Below are 20483 nucleotides of genomic sequence, written 5' to 3' on the forward strand. Positions count from 1 at the left end.
ACAGTTTGGGAAACGTATGCGAAAAATGATTCCGCTAATTCCTCGGCATGAAGTAACTGAGGAGGCGAAGGATCTCGACGTACAGCCACACGAGCGTGACAATCAAACCAAATGCGAGTCGCCAAGATTCCTTTTGGGGAACCCCCGCGCGCAGGGCGCCGTCGATCTGCTGAAAATCTTGGATGAGGCATGCACAGGCCATGATCACGGCGAGCAAACCAATGATGATTCCCACGGGGATGCCGAAGATCGTGAAGTCACGCATTGACGAGCCGGTGAAGGCGCCGAAAATCAGGTTTCCGACGATAAAGACGAGGTAGGCGACCATCCCGATGGCCAAGACCTTCGCGGTCTTGCCCGAGATCCTGACCCCGGCTTTCGCATAGAGGGCCAGCATGCCGAGGAATACCACCAGGGTGGATACGACAGCCATCAAGACGATGCCGCCGAACTGGGACTCGAATATACGAGAGATACCGCCGAGGAAGAGACCCTCGCACGCCGCGTAAGCCATGACCAAGGCGGGTGAAGTCTTGCGCTTGAAGATCACGACCATCGCCAGGACGAATCCGATGATCCCGAAGAGAGCGGAAATTCCGCCCAAGAACCAGCCTACTGCTCCGCCGACGGCAATCAGACCGAGCATGCTCAAAGTCTTGACCACGACGTCGTCCATGGTTGCCCGCTGCATATCCGCCGATGTCGCCGCGGGAGCGTTGTACATCTGGTTCAAAGACGCGGCACTCGGCGCCTGTTGGCCGCCTTGCTGCTGGCCATAGCGGTTCTGCCCGTACTGGTCCTGCTGCGGCTGGCCAGCATAAGCATGGTCGGTTCGCTGCGCATCATTGTTCATGCGCCTGATCAGGGGATTTCCACGTCCCATGGGATTCCTCGATTCTCAAGCGGTGGTCTCCCGAGACGGCCGCACCGTGCTTGTTGCACCGGCCGAAGCATACCCGGGATTTTTTCCATTCTACAGAATGGCGCGCCAGGACATCAGGGCAATACTGGTCATTCCGCTCTCGGGCGAGAAAATGATGGCTATATCTGGTGCCCCAGGTGGGACTCGAACCCACACTGAACGGATTTTAAGTCCGCTGCCTCTGCCGATTGGGCTACTGGGGCGAGACTCACCCCGCACTTTCGCGCGAAAGTGCGGGGTGGCGTCATTGGTTGTTCCCCGATATTACGGGAACCGAAGCTGACTCAGAGTCGAGCCTTCTCTTCCTTCGGAGCGGTTCCGGTTGCCTCCTGGAACGGCAGACGCGGGGAACGCTCATTGCGGATCGGCGAGGTATCCCGACCGAAGATCGTGCCCAGCAACCAGTTCGCGGCCACGCGAGTGGTCCGCTCGACGGTCGGGATCGCCATGCCGTGGTATCCACGGTGCATGAGCCAAGCCACGGGGCCTTCGAAGGAGCGGCCCTTGATGTTGGCGACGCCCTTGTAGACGCCCAAACCGGCTACGGCGCCCAGATTCTCGTGGTAGTAGTCCTTGAGCTCCCCACCGTTGCGCGCGGCCAACAGGTTCTCGGCCAGCGTTACGGCCTGACGCGACGCGTGCTGGGCGTTGGGGACGCAGAAGCCGCCCACACCCTTTCCGGTCAGGTCCGGAACGGCAGCGTTGTCGCCAGCAGCCCAAGCACCCTCGAGGACTCCGTCGTCACCGGTGACGCGCAGGTCTGCGCCCACACGGACACGGCCGCGCTCATCGAGCGGCAATGAGGAGTTCTTGAGGAACGGGGCGGCCATGACACCGGCGGTCCAGATCAGCGTCTGAGTCTCGACCTCACCCGCCGGCGACTTGTCGCCCATGTTGATCAGTTTGCAGGTGTCTCCGTCGACCTCGCCCAAGGAGGTGTTCAACAGTACTTCGATGCCGCGCGAACGCAGGTGCGCGACCACCGACTCGGCGCGGTCCTCCGGGACCTCCGGCATGATCCGGCCCATGGCCTCGATCATCACGAAACGCAGGTCGGAAACGCGAAGGCGGGAGTTGCGGGAAACCGCATCGCGAGCCATATCCTCGAGCTCTGCGATGGTCTCGACGCCGGCGAAACCACCGCCGACCACCACGAAAGTCAGGGCACGACGACGAGCCGCCTCGTCCTTGAGCAGGGACGCGGTCTCGATGCGGTCAAGCACCCAGTTACGAACGTGGACGGCTTCTTCGACGGTCTTCATGCCGATCGCGGCCTCGGCCAAACCAGGAATCGGGAAAGCACGGGTTACGGAACCGGCGCCGATCACGATCTGGTCGTACTTGAGCTCGTATGTGTCACCGTCGTCATTGCCGCGCACGGTAGCGGTCTTCGACTCATGGTCGACCTTCTCGACCCGAGCACCCAAGATTTCGCAGTCCTGAAGGTGCTGGCGCAGCGGAACGGTTGCGTGGCGCCCCTCGATGCTGCCGGCGGCCACCTCGGGCAGGAATGGCTGGTAGGTCATGTACGGGTTTGGGTCGACCACGGTCACAACGCCGCCCGAAGCCTTGATGGCCTTCTGGATCTTGGTTGCTACGGTGAAACCGACGTATCCGCCGCCAACTATCAGAACGCGAGGGCGATCGTTCGCCACCTGGTTAAAAGACATGGTAGAAATGCTACTCCCTTAAGATGTGTGGACTGCGATGGTCTCGATTCCCCATATTGCCATCCAAAACCTTACGCCGCTATCCGGGTTTCCGCCGCTTTATTGCCTACGCCCCCAGAAATCCGTACTTCTTTGATCTCCCGATACCCCATGAGAGTTCCGGCTGCGTTTTCCCAGCCCAAGGTATTCGGCCAGGACTCGCCTCGGAGGGTGAGGCGGCGAACCCAGAATTCTCCGCAGTCTGGCGACGGTTCCAGCGGCCAGCAACCACATCCAGCCGGCAACCGCGGCAATGAGCCCGATCGGCAGCAGAAGGTTCACATGTGAACCCGGGGCCGCCTCGGGGGCGGCGACTGGATCGATCTTCTCCCCCACCGTGTGTTCTTCCGCCGGAGGATCGCTGGGCTCGTCCGTCGGATCCGCCCGACGATGAACCTTCGCCCACGCGGCGACGGAACCCAACGGATTGTCTCGGACCCCCGAGACGTCTTCGTCTCGCGTCAGAGCGGCGGTCGGATCGACGACCCCGTACCCGTATTGGGGATCACGGCCCGGCGGGCCCTGGTCCCTGGCCGTGTCGATGAGCCGCTTGATGATTTGGGCTGAGGATTCGTCGGGATACTTCTGCCTCATCAGGGCGAGCACCCCGGAGACCATCGGTGCCGATGCCGATGTACCGGACCACAGTCCATATTTGTTCTCGGGCATTGCGCCGATGAGATCCTCGCTCGGAGCCGCAACGGCGATCGAGATCCCTTGCGCCGAGGAATCCCACGATGCCTTTCCCTGGCGATCCACGCCGCCCACTGAGAGTACCCCGGGGATAGTCGACGGCGCGCCAACCTGCGTCACCCCCGAGCCTCGGTTGCCCGCCGAGGCGACCACCACGGCATCGTGGTCCTGCGCATATTCAAAGGCCTGATCCCACGAGTCCGGCCAATCGGTCTTTGACGAACCGACCGAAAGGTTGATGACTTTGGCCCCCGAATCGACGGCTTCCCGCACGGCTCGCGGAATCTGGTCTTCGACCGCGACGCCGCCGGGGTTCTGGGTTCCCAACCACGCGGAGATCGGGACGATGCTGGCTTCGGGAGCAATGCCGATCACGCCGGCGCCGTGCCCCGGCTCCCCCTCAGGAGCCTTGCTCGCATCGCGGCCTTCGTGGCCGTGCCCCGCTATCATCGACGCGACAAGGGTGCCGTGTTCGGGTTCGGCTCCGATCGGTTTCCAGCCGTCCGAGCTACCTCCCTTAGACACGTCCTTCCCCGACTCCACATTTCCCGTGAGGTCCTGGTGGTTTCCGTCCACTCCGGTGTCGATCACGGCGACTTTGACGCCTTTGCCGGTCGTTTGTTTCCACGCGGAGCGGATGCCCAATTCGTCGAGCCAGTACTCGTGGTCTCTGACGTCGTCGCCCTTGGGATGGGAGGATACGACCGGGACGGTGGGCAACGGACCCGGTTCCGCATGGGCAGACGTCACGGCCGCGACGGAGACAATTCCCGCTGCCAGAGCCGCTGCCAAGACCCGCATTCCGCGCCCGTGCCGCATGATGACTCAGGGCTTCTTCCGAGCCGCGGCGACGGACAGGGCGATGCCGTCCAGGATGTCGTGCTCGCTCGCGATGCACGTGGCAATGCGACCGTCGGTCAGTTCGGAGGTTCTTTCCGCAATACGTGCCCAAATTTGAGCGCCCGCACCGATCACGTCGACGCGGCCCTCGTGCATGATCCCGAGTTCGGAACGTTCCTGACGTGACATGTTGGTCAGGATCCGCGCGGCCTCGGAGACCGCTTCGATGCTCAGTTCGCTGCCGTGAATCCGGTCCGGATCGTATTCTTTGAGGCCGAGGGCCTGTGCGGTGACCGTTGTGACGGAGCCAGCCACACCGACCAGGCGCGTTGCGGTTCCGATCGGCACCGAGTCGAGCGCCGTGGTAACGGCAACATCGACGTCGTCCAGGAGTCGCCGAATCTGGCCTTCGGTCGGCGGATTAGAGCTCAGGTGCCGCTCGGTCAACCGAACGCAACCTATATTGACCGACCGGGACGCGATCACGCCGTTCTCGTCCCCCAGGACAAATTCCGTGGATCCCCCTCCGACGTCGACGATCAGGTCCCGTCCGCTGTGGGCGGCTTTGATGGTCGCGGCGGCACCGTAGAAGGACAGCTCGGCTTCTTCCGAACCCGAGATGACTTCAGGAGCGACCCCGAGCCGATCCGTGATTCCTTCGACGAAGGCATCGCGATTGCCCGCGTCTCGGGTCGCGCTCGTCGCGACCATACGAACGTGCTTGACCTTGTGCTTCTTGATCAAGGCCGCGTATTCCTCGGCGGCCGCGAAGGTCCGGTCCAGGGAAGCCTGTGCCAGCCAGCCGGTGGCGTCGACTCCCGCGCCCAACCGAACGACCCGCATTTGCCGGACGATGTCGGTGACCTTCGGGTGCGTCCCCTCCGACGGATTCTTCTCGACGTCCGCGATGAGCAGGCGAATCGAATTGGTGCCGCAATCTATAGCTCCAACGCGCATAGTTGTCCGTGCTCCTTAGACCTGGTTCGACGGTGACGATTCTTCGCGCCACGCTGGGTCGCAGGCGCATTGTTCGGGCATCCACCACTGCTCAATGGCATGCAGGGTCTCGTCCCCAAAGGGGTTGATTCCTTCACCGACGGACAGTGTATGGCCAAGCACCGCGTGAAGGCATTTGACCCGTTGTGGCATCCCGCCGGCGGATATCCCCTCGATCTCCGGAACCGGATCGGTGCCCGCTTTGACACGTACCCGTTCACGCTCGTCGAGGTAATTCTGGTGAGCGGCCTGGTAGGCCTCGGCCAGTGCTTGGTCCCGCGTGATGCGGTCCGTCATGTCGTACATCAGGCCGGCGGCTTCCAACCGGGAGGCGGCCTGCGTAATGACCGGGTGGGCCAGATAAAAAACGGTCGGGAAAGGCGAACCGTTCGACAATCGAGGTGCGGTTGCGGCAACGAGCGGGTTCCCGCAGACACACCGAGCCGGAATTTCGACGACGTCGCGCACAGTCCGCCCCAACTCGCGCGAGAGAACGAGCAGATCCTGCTGGGTCGGGTCCAGGGTGTCCTGGCTGGCGCCGAATCCGCCGGGTTCTTGAGCGGCTGATTTCTGAGTCACCGAACTCCTTCTCGAGGTGCTGCTTTCACGGATTGTGCGTAGGTCATTTCGACGACTCCGACAGTGAGGCCCACAGGTTTTCTCCCCACGAGGGCGGCGTCGACGTCGTCGCTTCGGCCGATGAGTCGTCCGCCTGGTCGCTCTGCTTATCCTTGCCCGTCACCACATACGGTGTTTCCCCGGGGTTGACGTAGAACAACCGTTCTCGGGCCTGCTGCCGGACGTAGTCGTCGTCATTCCAGCGGTCGTTCTGATCCTTGAGATCCTGTTGCTCATCCTTGAGGTGGGAAATATCCTGCTGCAAACTGTTGATCTCTGCCTGCTGGGCAAAGTACCGGTGCACCGTGGGGGCCAAAGGAACCACGAGGGCCAGGATGATCAGGAGGAGCAACACGGTCCTGCCTGAAAAAGTCCTGGCAGCTACGGGTTCCCGGGTGTCCTCGACGTCGCCCCAGTCCTCTCGCCCGATTTGATCCTCTTTAGAGAATTCCGGGTCACGGAATGCGGAGCTGCCGCGAGGCTCCGCGCGCTCGACGACGCGCTTCTGTCGCCACGATCCGAACCCCAGCGTCGGGGATTCCCTCGACGAAGATTCGGAACGGGTCTCGTACGGGTCGCCCGAGAAATGGTTCGAGCTATCCGCCCTCTTGCGACCGAGACGGCGAGCCGCGGCTGAGAAGGGGTTCTTCATAGCGATCGGACCTCTCGAAGCAGGGGAAGGAGCTTTCGAACCCTCACTCTACCGAACGACGCCCCGCCCGGAAGAACCCGGCGGGGCGTCGTCATCAGATATCCGGCGTCGATACTACTCGGCAGAGAAACGCGGGAAAGCGGAGGCTCCGGCGTAAGTCGCCGCGCCGCCCAGCTCCTCCTCGATACGCAGAAGCTGGTTGTACTTGGCAACCCGCTCCGACCGTGCAGGGGCGCCGGTCTTGATCTGGCCGGAATTGGTTGCCACGGCGATGTCTGCGATCGTCGTGTCCTCGGTCTCTCCGGACCGGTGAGAAACCATGCAACGGAATTCGTTGGTCTGCGCCAGAGAAATCGCGTCGAAGGTCTCCGTCAACGAGCCGATCTGATTGACCTTGACCAGCAGGGCGTTGGCGGCTCCGATCTTGATGCCCTTGCCGAGCCGCTCGGGATTGGTCACGAACAGGTCGTCACCGACGATCTGAACTTTCGCACCGAGCTGACGGGTGATGGTCTGGTAGCCGTCCCAGTCGTCTTCGTCGAGCGGATCCTCGATCGACACGAGCGGGTACGCATCGACGAGTTCGCCATAGTAGGCAGTCATTTCTTGGGCTGTCTTGCGGCCGCCTTCGAAGGAGTAGGTGCCGTCTTCCTTATTGAAGAATTCGGAAGAGGCGACGTCCAGAGCCAGGGCAACGTCCTTGCCCGGTGCGTAACCGGCCTTCTTGATGGCCTCGAGGATCAGGTCGAGTGCGGCCCGGTTCGAATCGAGATTGGGAGCGAAACCGCCTTCGTCACCAAGGCCTGTCGCCAACCCGCGGTCCTTCAGGACGGACTTGAGCGCGTGGTAGACCTCCGCGCCGTAGCGCAAGGCTTCCGCGAAAGTCGGCGCGCCGATCGGGGCGATCATGAATTCCTGGATGTCCACGTTGGAGTCGGCGTGAGAGCCACCATTGAGGATATTCATCATCGGAACCGGCAGAACGTGGGCGTTGGGTCCGCCGAGGTACTTGTAGAGGGGCAGGTCCGATGCTTCGGCAGCCGCACGGGCAACGGCGAGGGACACACCCAGAATTGCGTTGGCGCCCAGCTTGCCCTTGTTGTCGGTACCGTCGAGTTCGAGCATGGCGGCGTCGACCAGGCGCTGGTCCGTGGCGTCAAGACCGATGACCACCTCAGAGATCTCCTCGATGACCGCCTTGACTGCGTCCAGGACGCCCTTGCCCAGGTAGACGCTCTTGTCTCCGTCGCGGCGCTCGACCGCTTCGAACTCGCCCGTGGATGCGCCGGAGGGAACGGCGGCGCGACCGAAGCTTCCGTCTTCGAGAAGAACCTCGACCTCTACGGTCGGGTTGCCTCGGGAATCGAGGATCTGACGGGCATGAACGTCGATGATGATAGCCATCTGGATGCTCCTAAAAATCGTGAAGGATGAATTGGCTTTTCTGTACCGAGCCTAGTGAGTTTGTGGGAAATTCTGAACTGTTCCCGCACAGTGGGCCCGTTCTCACTCCCCATACTATCCAATTCCCACATAAGCACACATATTCTCAGGCATTCCCACCTGAGGAATCCACGAAATGACGAACCGCGCGCCGCAAAGCTTTTTCAGGATCCACGCCCCGTTCACGGGCATGGGCAACTACACCCAGCAGGTGTCTGCCGATCTCTTCCTCGGCGTCATCCGTGGTTCCGGGTGCCACCGACTCCGGAGAAACCTGAGTCTGCGGGCGATCATGGTCGGAGGACGCGACGACTTCGGAAGAGCGCTCGTGTTCCAGGGTCTCGACCGCTTCGGGCAACGGCAAGGATGCCTTGGCAGCCTTGCTCAGTGTCTTCTCCGCGAGCGCCAGAGCCGGCAAGGCCGGTGGTATTCCGTCGAAAGGGCCTTTCCGTTCGGGCTTTTCGGCGCGTTTGATCTCATCCCAGCGCCGGGTGAGCGTTTCGAGCTCGTCGCTAGCCAAAGTCCGTTCTCCGACGGGGCCATCCTCGGCGTCGGCGAATCCCCCGAATACGTGGGGATGCCGTCGAATCAATTTGGCATTGAGCCCTTGGATGACGTCCGCGATTCCGAAACCGCCGGCCTCCGAGGGGACTTCTTCCGCGACCCTCGCATGGAAGACCACTTGGAGGAGCACATCACCGAGCTCTTCCTGCAGAAGAGCACGGTCGACTCCGTTCGGTGCCTCGATGGCCTCGACGACTTCGTAGGACTCTTCGATCAAGTAACGGACCAATGAAGCATGTGTCTGTTCGCCGTCCCAGGGGCAACCGCCCGGCGACCGTAGGCGGTCCATGATGGCCACGAGTTCTTCGAAAGCCGCAGTCGGGGTTTCGGGTTCGAGTTCCGGCCCGTCGGGCTTGCCCCGCGGAAACTGTGATGTGGTCATGAACCGACCTCCGGGGATGTGGAATATCCGGCCAGCACGCGGTCGACGAGGTCGTTTCTTTCGTCCAAGGGCAGGAAAGCACTTTCTGCCGCGATCAACGTGACACTCAAGAAATCCTCGCGTTCATATCCGAACTCATGGGCCAGTTTGAGGAATTCGCGTGTCATCGACGTGCGGGACATCAATCTGTTGTCCGGATTGATCGTCACGGCGAAACCGAGGCTCCTCAGCAGCTCGACGGGGTGTTCTCTGTACTCTCTGGCCCAGCCGGTCGACGAATTCCCTGTCCGCGCCGTGGCCCCGATATCGCTCACACGAGGGGCAGCGTCGGTCTGAAGATTCGAACAGGGGCAAATCTCGAGCGGGATGCGCCGGTCCCTGACCCAGGCCGCAACTTCTCCCATCGAGTACAGGGAAGTCGCAGGCACCAAGGAGACATCGTGGCTATGCGGTAAACGCGCCACGTTGTCCGCGAGCGCGGCGTGACTCTGCCTGCGCGTCAGGTCTTCGACGATCCGGACCCCGTGCCCGAGCCGTGCAGCCCTGCCCTCGTGGAGAGCCTGACGTATTGACTCGACCCCGTCTGCTTCTCCTGCGTGCAGGGTAACCTGCAGGAAATGCCTCGCGCAGTAGTCCAACGCCTCGCGGTGTAGTTCAGCGGAGAAACCAAGTTCGGGACCCGCAAGGTCGAATCCGACGACGCCGCTCGATCGATTACGCACGGCGGCCCGTGCAACTTCCAGGGAACAATCGTTCTGGCGCATCGCGCAGACGATCTGACGAATCGAAATGATGTGGCCGCGGTCCGCGGCGTCCGATTCTCCGGCAACGATCCCGCGCTCTACCGCGTGGATCGCAGCATCGAGGTCCAGCCCTTCGCTGAGGTGTTGTTCGGGCGCCCAGCGCACCTCACCGTGAATAATCCCGTCCGCGGCGGCGTCGACCACGTATTCCCTGGCAACTCTTTCGAGCGCTTCGGCGGTGCGCATCACGCCGACGGTGTGCTCGAAAGTTTGGAGGTAGCGAGCCAGGGACCTCGAATCCGCTGCTTCTGAGAACCACCGTTCGAGCCGGGCCTGGTCGGTATACGGAAGCTCGTGGCCGACCTCGGCGGCCAGCTCGATCACGGTCTGCGGACGCAAGGAACCGTCCAGGTGATCATGCAGACATACCTTCGGAAGGGAGGCAATCCACCCTTCGTCATAAGCGTTGTCGAAGAGCGGCGTCACAACCTGCGCGCTCATTGCGCAGCTCGCCGGCGGATCCGTACTGTCATTCTCCGCTCAGAGGCTCCATTGAGTCAGCGCATCGGTCATGTGCTCGGGGATATTTGCTCCTGTGCGGGGGAACATCCGGAGTTCCTCGATGTACTGCTGGGCCGGAAGGCGATCCTTGTACTTGACGAAGCTTTCTTCGTCCTCGTAGGAGAACGAAACCAGCGGAGGCACGCCCGGGGTGAAGCGGAACATCATCGCGATCGGTGAGCCCGCGCCCTCTTGGTGCGAATCCGACTTGAGCTCCAGGATGTGGAGGGCCTCTTCGGGGACGAGATCGAAGGTCTTGCGCTGATCCCAGAAGCCATTGCGGCGAACGTGGGTCAAAGCGTCGTAGTAGGAGCCGAGAGCGCGCACACGAATCAACACGGTCGAGACATCGCGGGCCGTACCGTTTGCACCGAAGAGAGTCTTCTGGGCTTCGCCCATACGTTGCAGAACGTCGGCTTCCGTCAGGACCAAGTTGCCCGGTGCGAGCTGCGTGGTCGATGGCTTCTGCGGAGCGGACTGGCCGGAGCTGGAGTACGACGGCGCGACATCGGTCTGGTCTGCCGTGGACGGGACGGAATCCGGCAAATCGGCGGCTACCGCAGAGGGAGCACCGGCCTCGGGACGGTTTTCCTCGCCTTCCCAGTGGGAGTCCTCGACCACGGCGGGAACAGGTTCGGCCGTCGTCTGACCGTCTGTGGTCGCTGTGTCCGCGCCCTTATCAACGTCCTTGGCGGACGGGGCCGTCTGTTGTGTGGCCTTTTCTTCGCCTTGTTTCGAATCCTTGCCGGAATCGGCCACAGCGGCCGCGGTTCCACCAGCGGCCGCACCACCCAGGGCGGCGCCTCCTACGGCTACGCCGGAAGCCGAGTCGCTCTGTTTCTTCGATCCCTTGGCATTGGCCTCCGAAAAAGAGCTGCTCGTCTGCGCTGACGAGGAGGTCTTGGTGGCATCCTTCGAATCCCTCGGGGCATCCGTGACGGCCGAGGTCTTCTCGGTTCCAGAAACTACGGTTGCGCTCGAATCGCTCGAGGTCGTTGACTTGGCCCCAGAATCGGATCCCTCGGGTGTACCGAGGACCGAGGGCTTGGAGGACGAGGAGCTCGCCTGGTCATCTCCGGATTTGCGCGCTTCGGCATCGTCCGCCACGGCGCTGAGGGCTTCGTTACGGTCCTTCTCAACGGACGGCTTGGTCTCGTCTGAAGACTTGGCCGGGTTCGATGCGGCAGCACCAGCGGCTCCCCCGGCGACGGCGCCGGTCGCGGCGACCTTGCTGCCCTCCGAGCGTCCCGACTCCTGATTGGCCTCTGCATCGACCGAGCTCGCTTCGCCACCGCGTGAGAGCGTGGTCGGAACGGTCTGCGTGTACGCCTCACGGACCTGCTCATCCGAGTTCGGGTAGGTGTACTCGATCTCGACCGACCGCTTTCCGTTCCTGACCGAGGAAATCATGATCTCGGCGCGCCGCCAGGGTCCGTTCTCGCTGGCCTGAGCCGCCGTGTAAAGCTTGGCCACCGGGTCGAACCAGGTGGACTGGGTATCCACGGTGGTTTTGCGCTCAGGCTTTTCGCTGGGGTCCATCACGGCGGTCATTTCGTTGCCCTGCTGGTTCAGCTGGAGCGTGGCGACCCTGTTGGACTCCATCATCGTGACGATTTCGGGAAGACCATTCGTCTTCGGCAGCTCGGGGCGGTCCGGTAGGGCACGAACCTCGGAGCTCGACGGTGTTTCTTCCTGCCGCCCCGCGTCGTTCAGCTCGTCGTCTGAACGCCGCGCGGCGTCGTCGTCTGAGTTCTTGCGGAAAAGCTTGAAAGCCACGACTCACCTTGTTTTCTGCGCCCCCGTGAGGCGCCTCGAGATCTGCCTCAGTCGATCGAGGCATGAATTTTGAACCCTATTCTGCCGACAGTCTATCGAGGATCAGGCGCCTTTCGACATCGGCCGGGCCGGACTGAGCAATCTTAAAGCTGCCATTCAGAGTATTCAGGGCTCTTTCGAAGCGCTCCGGTGTGTCCGTCAGCAAGGTCATCAGGGGTTGCCCCTCGGCGACGTGGTCGCCGGGCTTTGCGTGAAGACGGACGCCCGCGCCGGCCTGCACGGGGTCTTCCTTGCGGGACCGTCCTGCACCCAGCCGCCACGAAGCCACGCCGACCGAAAGCGCGTCCAAACTCTGTAACGTACCGGTTTCGGGTGCCTTGACCACGTGTGATTCCCGTGCAACGGGAAGTGCCGTATCCGGATCTCCGCCCTGAGCCCGGATCATGTCCTTGTAGACGTCCATGGCCCGTCCGTCCGCGAGGGCCTCGGCCGGATCCTCGTCGACCCCCGAAGCGAGCAGCATTTCGCGGGCCAATGCGACGGTGAGCTCCACGACATCGTCCGGGCCACCGCCCGAGAGGACCTCGACGGATTCCTCGACCTCGATCGCGTTGCCCACGGTCAGACCGAGCGGCGTCGACATATCCGTCAACAATGCGCTGGTCCGAACGCCCGATTCGTCTCCGAGGGCGACCATGGTGCGAGCCAGTTCGCGCGCGGATTCCTCGTCCTTCATGAACGCGCCGGATCCGACCTTGACGTCCAGAACCAAGGAATCCGTGCCTTCGGCGATCTTCTTGGACATGATCGATGAGGCGATCAGGGGTATGGCTTCTACCGTTCCGGTCACGTCCCGGAGCGCGTACAGTTTCTTGTCTGCTGGGGCAAGGCCCGTTCCGGCCGCGCATATGACCGCCCCGACGCTTCCCAGCATCTGCATCATGCGCTCGTTGCTGACGGAAGCCTGCCATCCTGGGATCGATTCCAATTTGTCCAGGGTCCCGCCTGTGTGCCCTAGCCCACGGCCAGAAAGCTGGGGAACGGCGATCCCGTAGACGGCCACGAGTGGGGCCAGGGGCAGTGTGATTTTGTCACCCACGCCGCCCGTCGAGTGCTTGTCCGCGGTTGCGATCTTGCCCTTGGGACCGAGGATCGGAGAGAAGTCCAGCCGCTCTCCGCTTGCGATCATGGCTTGCGTCCAACGAGCGATCTCTTCACGCCTCATGCCGTTGAGGTAGATCGCCATCGCCAGCGCGGACATTTGTTCCTCCGCGACTACACCCCTGGTGTACGCATCCAAGACCCAGTCGATCTGTTCGCCGCTGAGTTCCTGTCCGTCTCGTTTGGCGCGGATGACATCCACCGCGTCGAATGCTTCGCTCATTGCTCTGTGTCCTTTGCTCTTCGACTTGGGTGTTCCTGCGTGCGATTCACCGGAAGGGCGTGCTCACCGGTCCGAGTAACCGGCAATGTCCTGAGGCCCGAAGGCCTGGGGCAACACCCGGTCCATGTTCCAAGGGCCCTCCGGCGTCAGAATCTGCATGTCAGGTGCGCGATGCTCGTACAGGAGCTGCCGGCAGCGTCCGCAGGGCATGATGACTTCCCCCGGCTCGTTGACGCAGACGAACGCCGTCAATTTCCCGCCGCCGGTCCGGAACAGGTCCGAAACCATGGAGCATTCCGCGCAGAGGGTCACCCCGTATGCGGCATTTTCAATATTGGCGCCTACCACGATCCGGCCGTCGTCGACCTGCCCCGCAGCACCTACCGGAAATCGGGAATACGGGCTGTAGGACTGCTCGAGCGCTTGACGGGCCGCGGCCAGCAGAGACTTCCACACGGAATCATCGGCAGAAAGCAAAGGCTGATTCATCGTTTCTACTCCTTGACGTACGGGACGCCGCTTGCGGCCGGACCGCGCGACCGACCGACAAGCCCAGTCACCGCTGCGATCGTGACGAGGTACGGAAGCATCGCGAGGAATTGGCTCGGAACCGTTGTTCCGAGGAGGGACAGCACGGACTGCAGATTGGTTGCGAATCCGAATAGGAGGGCCGCAAACAGTGCGCCGAAGGGACGCCAACGGCCGAAAATCAGGGCCGCCAGGGCGATATACCCCTGACCAGCGGTCATGTCCTTGTTGAAGGAAGACACGGAGACGAGGGTGAAGAAGGCGCCACCCATGCCCGCAACGGCGCCGGCGAGAAGCACGTTCCAGAAGCGCAAGCGGTTGACTTTGACGCCCAACGTGTCCGCTGCCTTCGGGTGCTCGCCGACGGCCCGCGTCCGCAATCCCCACCGGGTCTTGGTCAGCCCGTACCAGATCAGGAACACGACCACGTACATCAAGTACACGATCACGGATTGATCGAAGAGGACCGGGCCGACGACCGGGATCTTGGACAGGAAGGGAATCGAAAAACTGGGCAGATGCTCCGGAGCATTGAGACCAACATTGGACCGAGAGAGGACGGTCGAGTACAAGAAGCCTGTCAGCCCGGAGACCAACACGTTGACGACAACGCCGACGATCACCTGATTGACCAGATACTTGATCGAGAAGATCGCGAGGATCAGAGAAACCAGGACCGCGCCGAACATTGCCGCCACCAAACCGACCCAGGCATTGTGCGCCACGGATCCCGCGACTGCGGCCGCGAAAGCACCGAAAAGAAGCTGCCCTTCGATCGCAATGTTCACGACGCCGCTCCGCTCGCAGAGCAGACCTGACATCGAACCGAAGATCAGGGGCACCGCGAGTGTTAGCGACCCGCCCAGCAGACCGGGCAAGGACAAGCTATTGCTGTCCGCGTGACTGACCGCCCAGACGAGCATCGCGATCACGAATGCTGCCCAGAAAACGACGGCACACCACTTGGGAACCTTGCGGCCCCGGGCGCCGAGCACCCAAGCGATCACGGCCATCATCGCGGTCACGATGCCGAGGACCCAGCCGGTGGGGGTCGCGGCAAGTTGAACATCGCCCAGTCTGATCGCATCCCCCGACTCCGACAATCGGAAGACTACGGTGTCTTCGATCGAATTGAGGCCGCACACCACCAGGGTGACCACGGCCAAGACCGTAAAGATGACCGCGTTGCGCCACTGACGCACGATCGTCTTGGGAGGTGCTTGCCGGGACGGGCTGGAGGGATTCGTTAGTTCCTGAACGGAGGTGCTCACTGGGTGGCTCCTGCCTTCCGTGCGGCGGGCATGCGGCGCTTGGCTTTGCGGGTTTTCGAGGGGTCGGGCAAGCGGAAGATCGCCCGGACGAGCGGCGGAGCCGCGATAAAGAGGACGATCAGGGACTGGACCACCAGAACGATATTGATGTTGGTTCCCGTATTGGTCTGCATGGCGACACCGCCGGCGCGAAAAGCACCATAGAGCAAACCAGCCCAGAACGTTCCCCACGGGGTCGAACGGCCCAGGAGCGCGACGGTGATCGCGTCGAATCCAAAGGAAGCGGCGACGTCGCCGGTCAAGACCTTTTCCGTACCTGAAATCTGCGATACGCCCGCCATCCCGGACAGCCCACCAGACATCAGCATGACGATGATGTAGCCCGCGGTCACGTTGATACCGGCGGACTTCGCGGCCTCGGGGTTGGCCCCTACGGCACGCAGCCTGAAGCCGATCGTCGAACGATTGATCATCCAAGAGACCAGGAGGACCGCGAGAATCGCCAGCACGAAGCCCCAGTGCAACCGGAAGGAATCACCGAACATTTTGGGCAACTGCGCGCTGGAATCAATCTGGGGAGATATGGGGTTCGTGGATCCCGGCCGCTGGAACCCCGGCGTCGTCAGCACGTACAGCACCAGATTGAGTGCAACGTAGTTGAGCATGATGCACAGAATGACCTCGTGAGCTCCCGTCTTGGCCTTGAGAAGCCCCACGAGTCCTCCCCAGATCGCACCGCCGATGACGCCACCGAGTACGACGAGTAGCAGGTGAATCGCCATGGGCAAGTGCCAGCTGAATCCGATGTAGCCCGCAACGATCGCACCGAGGATGATCTGGCCTTGTGCGCCGATGTTGAACAGGCCGGAACGGAAGGAAATCGCCACGCCCAGACCGGCAAAGATCAGTGGAGTCGCGATAGTCAGTGTCTCAGTCAGCGGGTAGATCTTGTCGACAAAAGTCCCACCGTGCGGATTGAAGATCGCGCCTTCGAACAACGCGGCGTACGCGGTGCTGGAGGCTTTCCATGCGGCCTCGAAAGTGTCGCTGGGACGATTGAAAAAGTAGTTCATCCGGGTCAGCACGCGCTGGTCCGTGAAAATGATGAGCAGCCCACCGACGACTAGAGCGGCGATCAGTGCGGCCGCGGACAGGACGAGGGGTGAAGACGTAATCCGGTACGCCAGCGACGGCTTCTCCGGCCCGGTGGCCCACGGAGGCGTTACCGGGCTCGGCGAGGACTGCGCCTCCGGCGTTGCTCCCAAGCCGTCGGCCGGGGCCGCAACGGGCTGCTGTGACTCGGTCGAGCTCATGCGTGCTCTCCTTCGACGGTGATTTGGGCGGTGTGGTCCTGGGCTTCGGAGAAGGCTTCCTCGGCGGTCGCACCGGCCATCATCTGACCGAGGACTTCCCTCGGGGTATCAGGCCCCACGATCCCCATGAGTCTTCCGTGGTGGAATACGGCGATCCGATCAGCCAAGGCGTACACCTCGTCGAGCTCGGTCGAGACGATTATTACGGGAGTACCGGCGTCGCGCTCCGCGACGATCCTTTCGTGGATGAATTCGATCGACCCGACGTCGACGCCGCGGGTCGGTTGCGAGGCGATGAAAAGTTTCAGGGGACGGGACAGCTCTCTGGCGACCACGACCTTCTGCTGATTGCCGCCGGAAAGGGTCGCGACCTGATCGCTGACCGCGTTCATCCGGATGTCGAAAGCAGCGGCTTTCTCTCGGGCGTTGGACCGTATCGCTCCTCGTCGAAGCGACGGCCCCGCGGAAAACTTCTTGTGGTCGAATTGGTTCAGAACCAAGTTCTCCTCGATGCTGAACGTACCCACGAGTCCGTCGACCGTCCGGTCCTCGGGGACGAAGCCGACTCCGGATTCGATGATCCTCTTGGTCGAGGAACCCAGCAGGTTCTTGCCGTCCAGCATGATCTTGCCCGAGGCTTTGGGGTGCAGCCCCAGAACGGTCTCCGTGAATTCCGTCTGTCCGTTGCCCTGGACGCCCGCAACCGCAACGATCTCGCCTCCGCGGACGTCCAGGTCGATCTCGTCGAGGACTTTGACCCCGGATTCAGCGACCAAGGAGAGTCCTCGGACGCAGAAGCGGGAGTCACTGTACTGCGGCTCTTCCTTGGCGACCGTCAGATTGACGTCGTGACCGACCATCATGGACGCCAATTCCGTGGTCGACGCCGTGGGTTCCACGGTTCCGACGACCTTGCCCCGTCGGATCACAGTGATCTCGTCCGATACGGCGCATACCTCACGCAATTTATGCGATATGAACAATAAGGATTTGCCGTCGTCTCGCAGCTGAGCCATGATCGCGAGCAATTCGTCCGTTTCCGCCGGGGTCAGAACCGCGGTGGGTTCGTCCAGGATCAGGATTTCTGCGTCCCGGACGAGTGCTTTGATGATCTCCACGCGCTGCTGGACGCCGACCGGTAAGTCCTCGACGACGGCGTCCGGGTCAACACGGAATCCGTACCGGTCCGAGATCTCGCGGATCTTGCGTCGGGTCTGGTCCAGATCCAGGCTCAAGCCGCGCATCGATTCTGCGCCCAACGCGACATTCTCCGCGACCGTGAATACGGGGACCAACATGAAGTGCTGGTGGACCATGCCGATCCCGGCGCGCATCGCGTCGCCGGGTCCGGAGAATCTGACTTCGCGGCCGTCGATCATGATCTCGCCGGCGCTCGGTTCGTACAATCCGTAGATCACGTTCATGAGCGTCGATTTGCCGGCGCCGTTCTCTCCGAGAAGGCAATGGACGGTCCCTGGCTGGACAGTCAGGTCTATCGAGTCGTTCGCTGCAAAAGTACCGAAACGCTTGGTCACGGACCGCAATTCGAGTTTCATCGTCGGGGGTCCTTACTAGTTCTTCACCGGGCTGGCCTGCGAGTGCACTGTGATTTCCCCGCTGGTGATCTTGCTCTTGAGGTCTTTCAGCTCGTCCTTCATCTCATCCGAGACGTTGCCGTCCTGATCGTGGAACGGGGCCAGCCCGACACCATCGTTCTCCAGGTTGCCGACGTACGGGGTATTGGTGAACTTGTCATCCATGTCATCCACATAGGCTTGTTCGACCGCGTCGCCCATTTTCTTGATCACCGAGGTCAGCAAATATTCCTGCCCGCCAGCCAGGGTTTCGTAACCATCCGAATCCACCCAGATGACGCGGGCGGGGTTCTTCGGTTCGTCGGCGTTGTACCCGTTCACCGCATCCATCGCACCGTTGCCGACGGGGCCCGCAACCGGCATCACGATGTCGGCCCCTTCATTGAGAAAGTTCTGGGTCGTGGTCTTGCCTTTGCCCGTATCCTCGAAATCGCCCGTAAAGCTGCCAGTCTGCTTCTGGACGTCCCACCCCAGCAGCGACACATCCTTGTTCTTCTGCTGGTTGTAGTAGTTCACGCCCTCGGCGAAGCCGTCCATGAAAATCGTGACGGTCGGAATCTCCTGTCCGCCGAAGGTCGCAATTTTGCCGGTTTTCGTCGAACCGGCGGCCAAATACCCCGCCAGGAAGGCGGCCTGCGAGGTGTCGTAGATGATCGGACGCACATTCGGCAGGTCGATCGAGTTGTCGTCGACGGTCGCGAAATGCTTGTCCGGGTGGGCTTGTGCGGTCGACTTGGTAACGTCCGACAGATTGAAGCCGACCGTCACGGTCAGCCCGCAGCCGCCCCGGACCATGGAGTTGACGTTCGGCTCATAGTCCGTGACCGCCTGGGATTCGGCTTGCTTGGTCTGGATGCCGTAATCGTCCTTGGTCTTGAGCAGGCCTTCGTACGAGTTCTGGTTGAACGAGCGATCATCGAATCCACCGGAGTCGGAGACGATGCATCCCGTGTAATCCGAGCGGTCGTTGGCAATATCCGCGTCTTTGTCCGGTGCGGGGGCGCAACCAGTCAGTAGCAACGCTGTTGCGCTGACGATGGCGCCACCTGCCAGTACGGCACGGCGCGGGCCCATGGGGTAAAGGGCAGGCATGAGAAACCTCCGGGTGCGCCGTTCCCCGGGTCTCCATTGACGATGCAGGAGGGTGACGGCAGCGAGTGATCTGCGGTACGCCCCATAGTCTAAACCGTCACTCCGTCATTCGCTGACAGCTGACAGCATTAATTACCGACGTTTGTCCTCGTCACTCCGACGTTGGTAGTTGATGGCCCGCAGGGCGGTGGCTGTCATGACACGCACGCCGCATTCTATGGCTCGTTCGTCGGCGACGTAGTCCGCTTGGTGCAGATCGTAGGTCGGACCCCCCGGAGGGCGCGTTCCCAATCGCATCATCGAACCGGGAACTTCTTGCAACATCCACGCGAAGTCTTCCCCGCCCATGGACTGTTCCATGAGCACCACGGAGTCTTCGCCCAGTTCCGCCCGTGCGGCATTTTCCAATAGCGTCGTCTCGGCTTCGGTGTTGACCACGGGCGGAACGCCAGGAACGTGTTCGAGTTCCACATCTATGCCATAGGGCGCTGCGACCTGCTCGACGACTTCGTCGAGCATTTCTGCTGCCTTGTACCACGCATCAGCGTCCAGGCACCGCATAGTCCCGGCCATATAACCGGTCGCGGGTATCGCGTTGGGGGCCACGCCTGCCTCGATCTGTCCCCAGACCACCAGGACCCCCGAGCGGACATCCAAGTTTCTGGACAGTACCGCCGGAACGTTGATCGCGATCTGACCCATCGCGTAGATCAGGTCTTCCGTCAGATGCGGCCTGGACGTGTGCCCGCCGTGTCCGCGCACGGTCAGCTTGATCGTGTCGGTCGCGGAGGTGATGGCTCCGATACGCGTGCCGACCTGCCCTACGTCGACCTTCGGCTCGCAATGCAGGGCAAATGCCCTCGGAACGTCCTTCAGAACGCCCTCTTTGATCACGGAAATCGCGCCACCAGGAAGCTTCTCTTCGGCCGGTTGGAAGATGATCCGCACGGTACCCGCCAGGGGCGCGGAAGAATTGATGTCCGCCAGGGTCAGTGCAACACCGAGCATGACGGTCTGGTGAATATCGTGACCGCACGCGTGCATCACGCCCTCGTTGATCGACGCAAAATCAAGGCCCGTATTCTCTTCGATCGGCAAAGCATCGATGTCCGCGCGGAGAGCAACGGCAAGGGGGCCGTTGCCGATATCGACGTAGCACCCTGTGTACTTGAACCGGACGGGGTGCAGGCCGGCCTCTTCCAAACGCTCAACAATCCTGTCCGTCGTCCGGTGTTCTCGGAAAGACAGCTCCGGGTGGCGGTGAATCACGCGTCTGAAATCGATCAGCTCGTCGACGAACTTGCCCACGAGCGGGGTCACGTGGAGCGGGCTACCAGATGCTGATGGAGACGGACTATTTGCCATACAAGCGACCTTAGCGCCCTGAAAGGCAATCGTGCC

General features: G+C 61.9%; 17 protein-coding genes and 1 tRNA gene. All 18 read right to left on the reverse strand.

Annotation, left to right across the window (positions count from 1 at the left end; translation table 11 throughout):
* Positions 1 to 34: 34 nt before the first annotated feature.
* The 18 genes from sake_RS10290 to sake_RS10375 all read right to left on the reverse strand — a co-directional run bounded on the left by sake_RS10290 (position 35) and on the right by sake_RS10375 (position 20447).
* The gene (locus sake_RS10290; RefSeq protein ID WP_129360735.1) at positions 35 to 883 is read right to left on the reverse strand and encodes a Bax inhibitor-1/YccA family protein; all 849 of its coding nucleotides are present in this window, start codon (positions 881 to 883) and stop codon (positions 35 to 37) included.
* Between the two features lie 165 nt (positions 884 to 1048).
* A tRNA-Leu gene (locus sake_RS10295) sits at positions 1049 to 1125 on the reverse strand.
* Between the two features lie 81 nt (positions 1126 to 1206).
* Complete coding sequence (locus tag sake_RS10300) at positions 1207 to 2592, reverse strand: NAD(P)/FAD-dependent oxidoreductase (protein ID WP_129360736.1); 1386 nt, start codon at positions 2590 to 2592, stop codon at positions 1207 to 1209.
* Positions 2593 to 2691: 99 nt separating this feature from the next.
* Positions 2692 to 4125: a S8 family serine peptidase gene (locus sake_RS10305; RefSeq protein WP_371811985.1), complete on the reverse strand. Its 1434-nt coding sequence runs from the start codon at positions 4123 to 4125 to the stop codon at positions 2692 to 2694.
* 24 nt (positions 4126 to 4149) lie between these two features.
* The gene (locus tag sake_RS10310) at positions 4150 to 5121 is read right to left on the reverse strand and encodes a Ppx/GppA phosphatase family protein (RefSeq protein ID WP_178945987.1); all 972 of its coding nucleotides are present in this window, start codon (positions 5119 to 5121) and stop codon (positions 4150 to 4152) included.
* A gap of 15 nt (positions 5122 to 5136) precedes the next feature.
* On the reverse strand, positions 5137 to 5739 hold the full coding sequence (locus sake_RS10315; protein ID WP_238147719.1) for a DUF501 domain-containing protein: 603 nt from the start codon (positions 5737 to 5739) through the stop codon (positions 5137 to 5139).
* 43 nt (positions 5740 to 5782) lie between these two features.
* Positions 5783 to 6430: a septum formation initiator family protein gene (locus tag sake_RS10320; protein ID WP_178945988.1), complete on the reverse strand. Its 648-nt coding sequence runs from the start codon at positions 6428 to 6430 to the stop codon at positions 5783 to 5785.
* Between the two features lie 114 nt (positions 6431 to 6544).
* Positions 6545 to 7834, reverse strand: a complete 1290-nt coding sequence (gene eno, locus sake_RS10325; RefSeq protein ID WP_129360741.1) for a phosphopyruvate hydratase — start codon at positions 7832 to 7834, stop codon at positions 6545 to 6547.
* Positions 7835 to 7979: 145 nt separating this feature from the next.
* A complete protein-coding gene (locus sake_RS10330; protein WP_129360742.1) occupies positions 7980 to 8819 on the reverse strand; it encodes a MazG family protein in 840 nt (279 codons plus the stop codon).
* The gene (locus sake_RS10335) at positions 8816 to 10063 is read right to left on the reverse strand and encodes an adenosine deaminase family protein (protein WP_178945989.1); all 1248 of its coding nucleotides are present in this window, start codon (positions 10061 to 10063) and stop codon (positions 8816 to 8818) included. The genes sake_RS10330 and sake_RS10335 overlap by 4 nt, the downstream gene beginning before the upstream one ends.
* A gap of 39 nt (positions 10064 to 10102) precedes the next feature.
* Positions 10103 to 11899, reverse strand: a complete 1797-nt coding sequence (locus tag sake_RS10340; RefSeq protein ID WP_178945990.1) for a hypothetical protein — start codon at positions 11897 to 11899, stop codon at positions 10103 to 10105.
* Between the two features lie 76 nt (positions 11900 to 11975).
* The gene (locus sake_RS10345) at positions 11976 to 13283 is read right to left on the reverse strand and encodes a thymidine phosphorylase (protein ID WP_178945991.1); all 1308 of its coding nucleotides are present in this window, start codon (positions 13281 to 13283) and stop codon (positions 11976 to 11978) included.
* Positions 13284 to 13346: 63 nt separating this feature from the next.
* On the reverse strand, positions 13347 to 13772 hold the full coding sequence (locus sake_RS10350; RefSeq protein ID WP_129360746.1) for a cytidine deaminase: 426 nt from the start codon (positions 13770 to 13772) through the stop codon (positions 13347 to 13349).
* Between the two features lie 5 nt (positions 13773 to 13777).
* A complete protein-coding gene (locus sake_RS10355; protein ID WP_178945992.1) occupies positions 13778 to 15082 on the reverse strand; it encodes an ABC transporter permease in 1305 nt (434 codons plus the stop codon).
* Positions 15079 to 16395, reverse strand: a complete 1317-nt coding sequence (locus tag sake_RS10360; RefSeq protein ID WP_129360748.1) for an ABC transporter permease — start codon at positions 16393 to 16395, stop codon at positions 15079 to 15081. Before sake_RS10360 ends, sake_RS10355 begins: the two co-directional genes overlap by 4 nt.
* On the reverse strand, positions 16392 to 17951 hold the full coding sequence (locus tag sake_RS10365; RefSeq protein WP_178945993.1) for an ABC transporter ATP-binding protein: 1560 nt from the start codon (positions 17949 to 17951) through the stop codon (positions 16392 to 16394). The genes sake_RS10360 and sake_RS10365 overlap by 4 nt, the downstream gene beginning before the upstream one ends.
* A 15-nt stretch (positions 17952 to 17966) precedes the next feature.
* Positions 17967 to 19082 carry a BMP family protein gene (locus sake_RS10370; RefSeq protein WP_238147720.1) on the reverse strand — a complete coding sequence of 372 codons (1116 nt, stop codon included), beginning with the start codon at positions 19080 to 19082 and terminating at the stop codon, positions 17967 to 17969.
* 132 nt (positions 19083 to 19214) lie between these two features.
* A complete protein-coding gene (locus tag sake_RS10375; RefSeq protein ID WP_129360750.1) occupies positions 19215 to 20447 on the reverse strand; it encodes an amidohydrolase in 1233 nt (410 codons plus the stop codon).
* Positions 20448 to 20483: the final 36 nt, after the last annotated feature.

This window comes from Kocuria sp. TGY1127_2, from assembly GCF_013394385.1.
Classification (GTDB): domain Bacteria; phylum Actinomycetota; class Actinomycetes; order Actinomycetales; family Micrococcaceae; genus Rothia.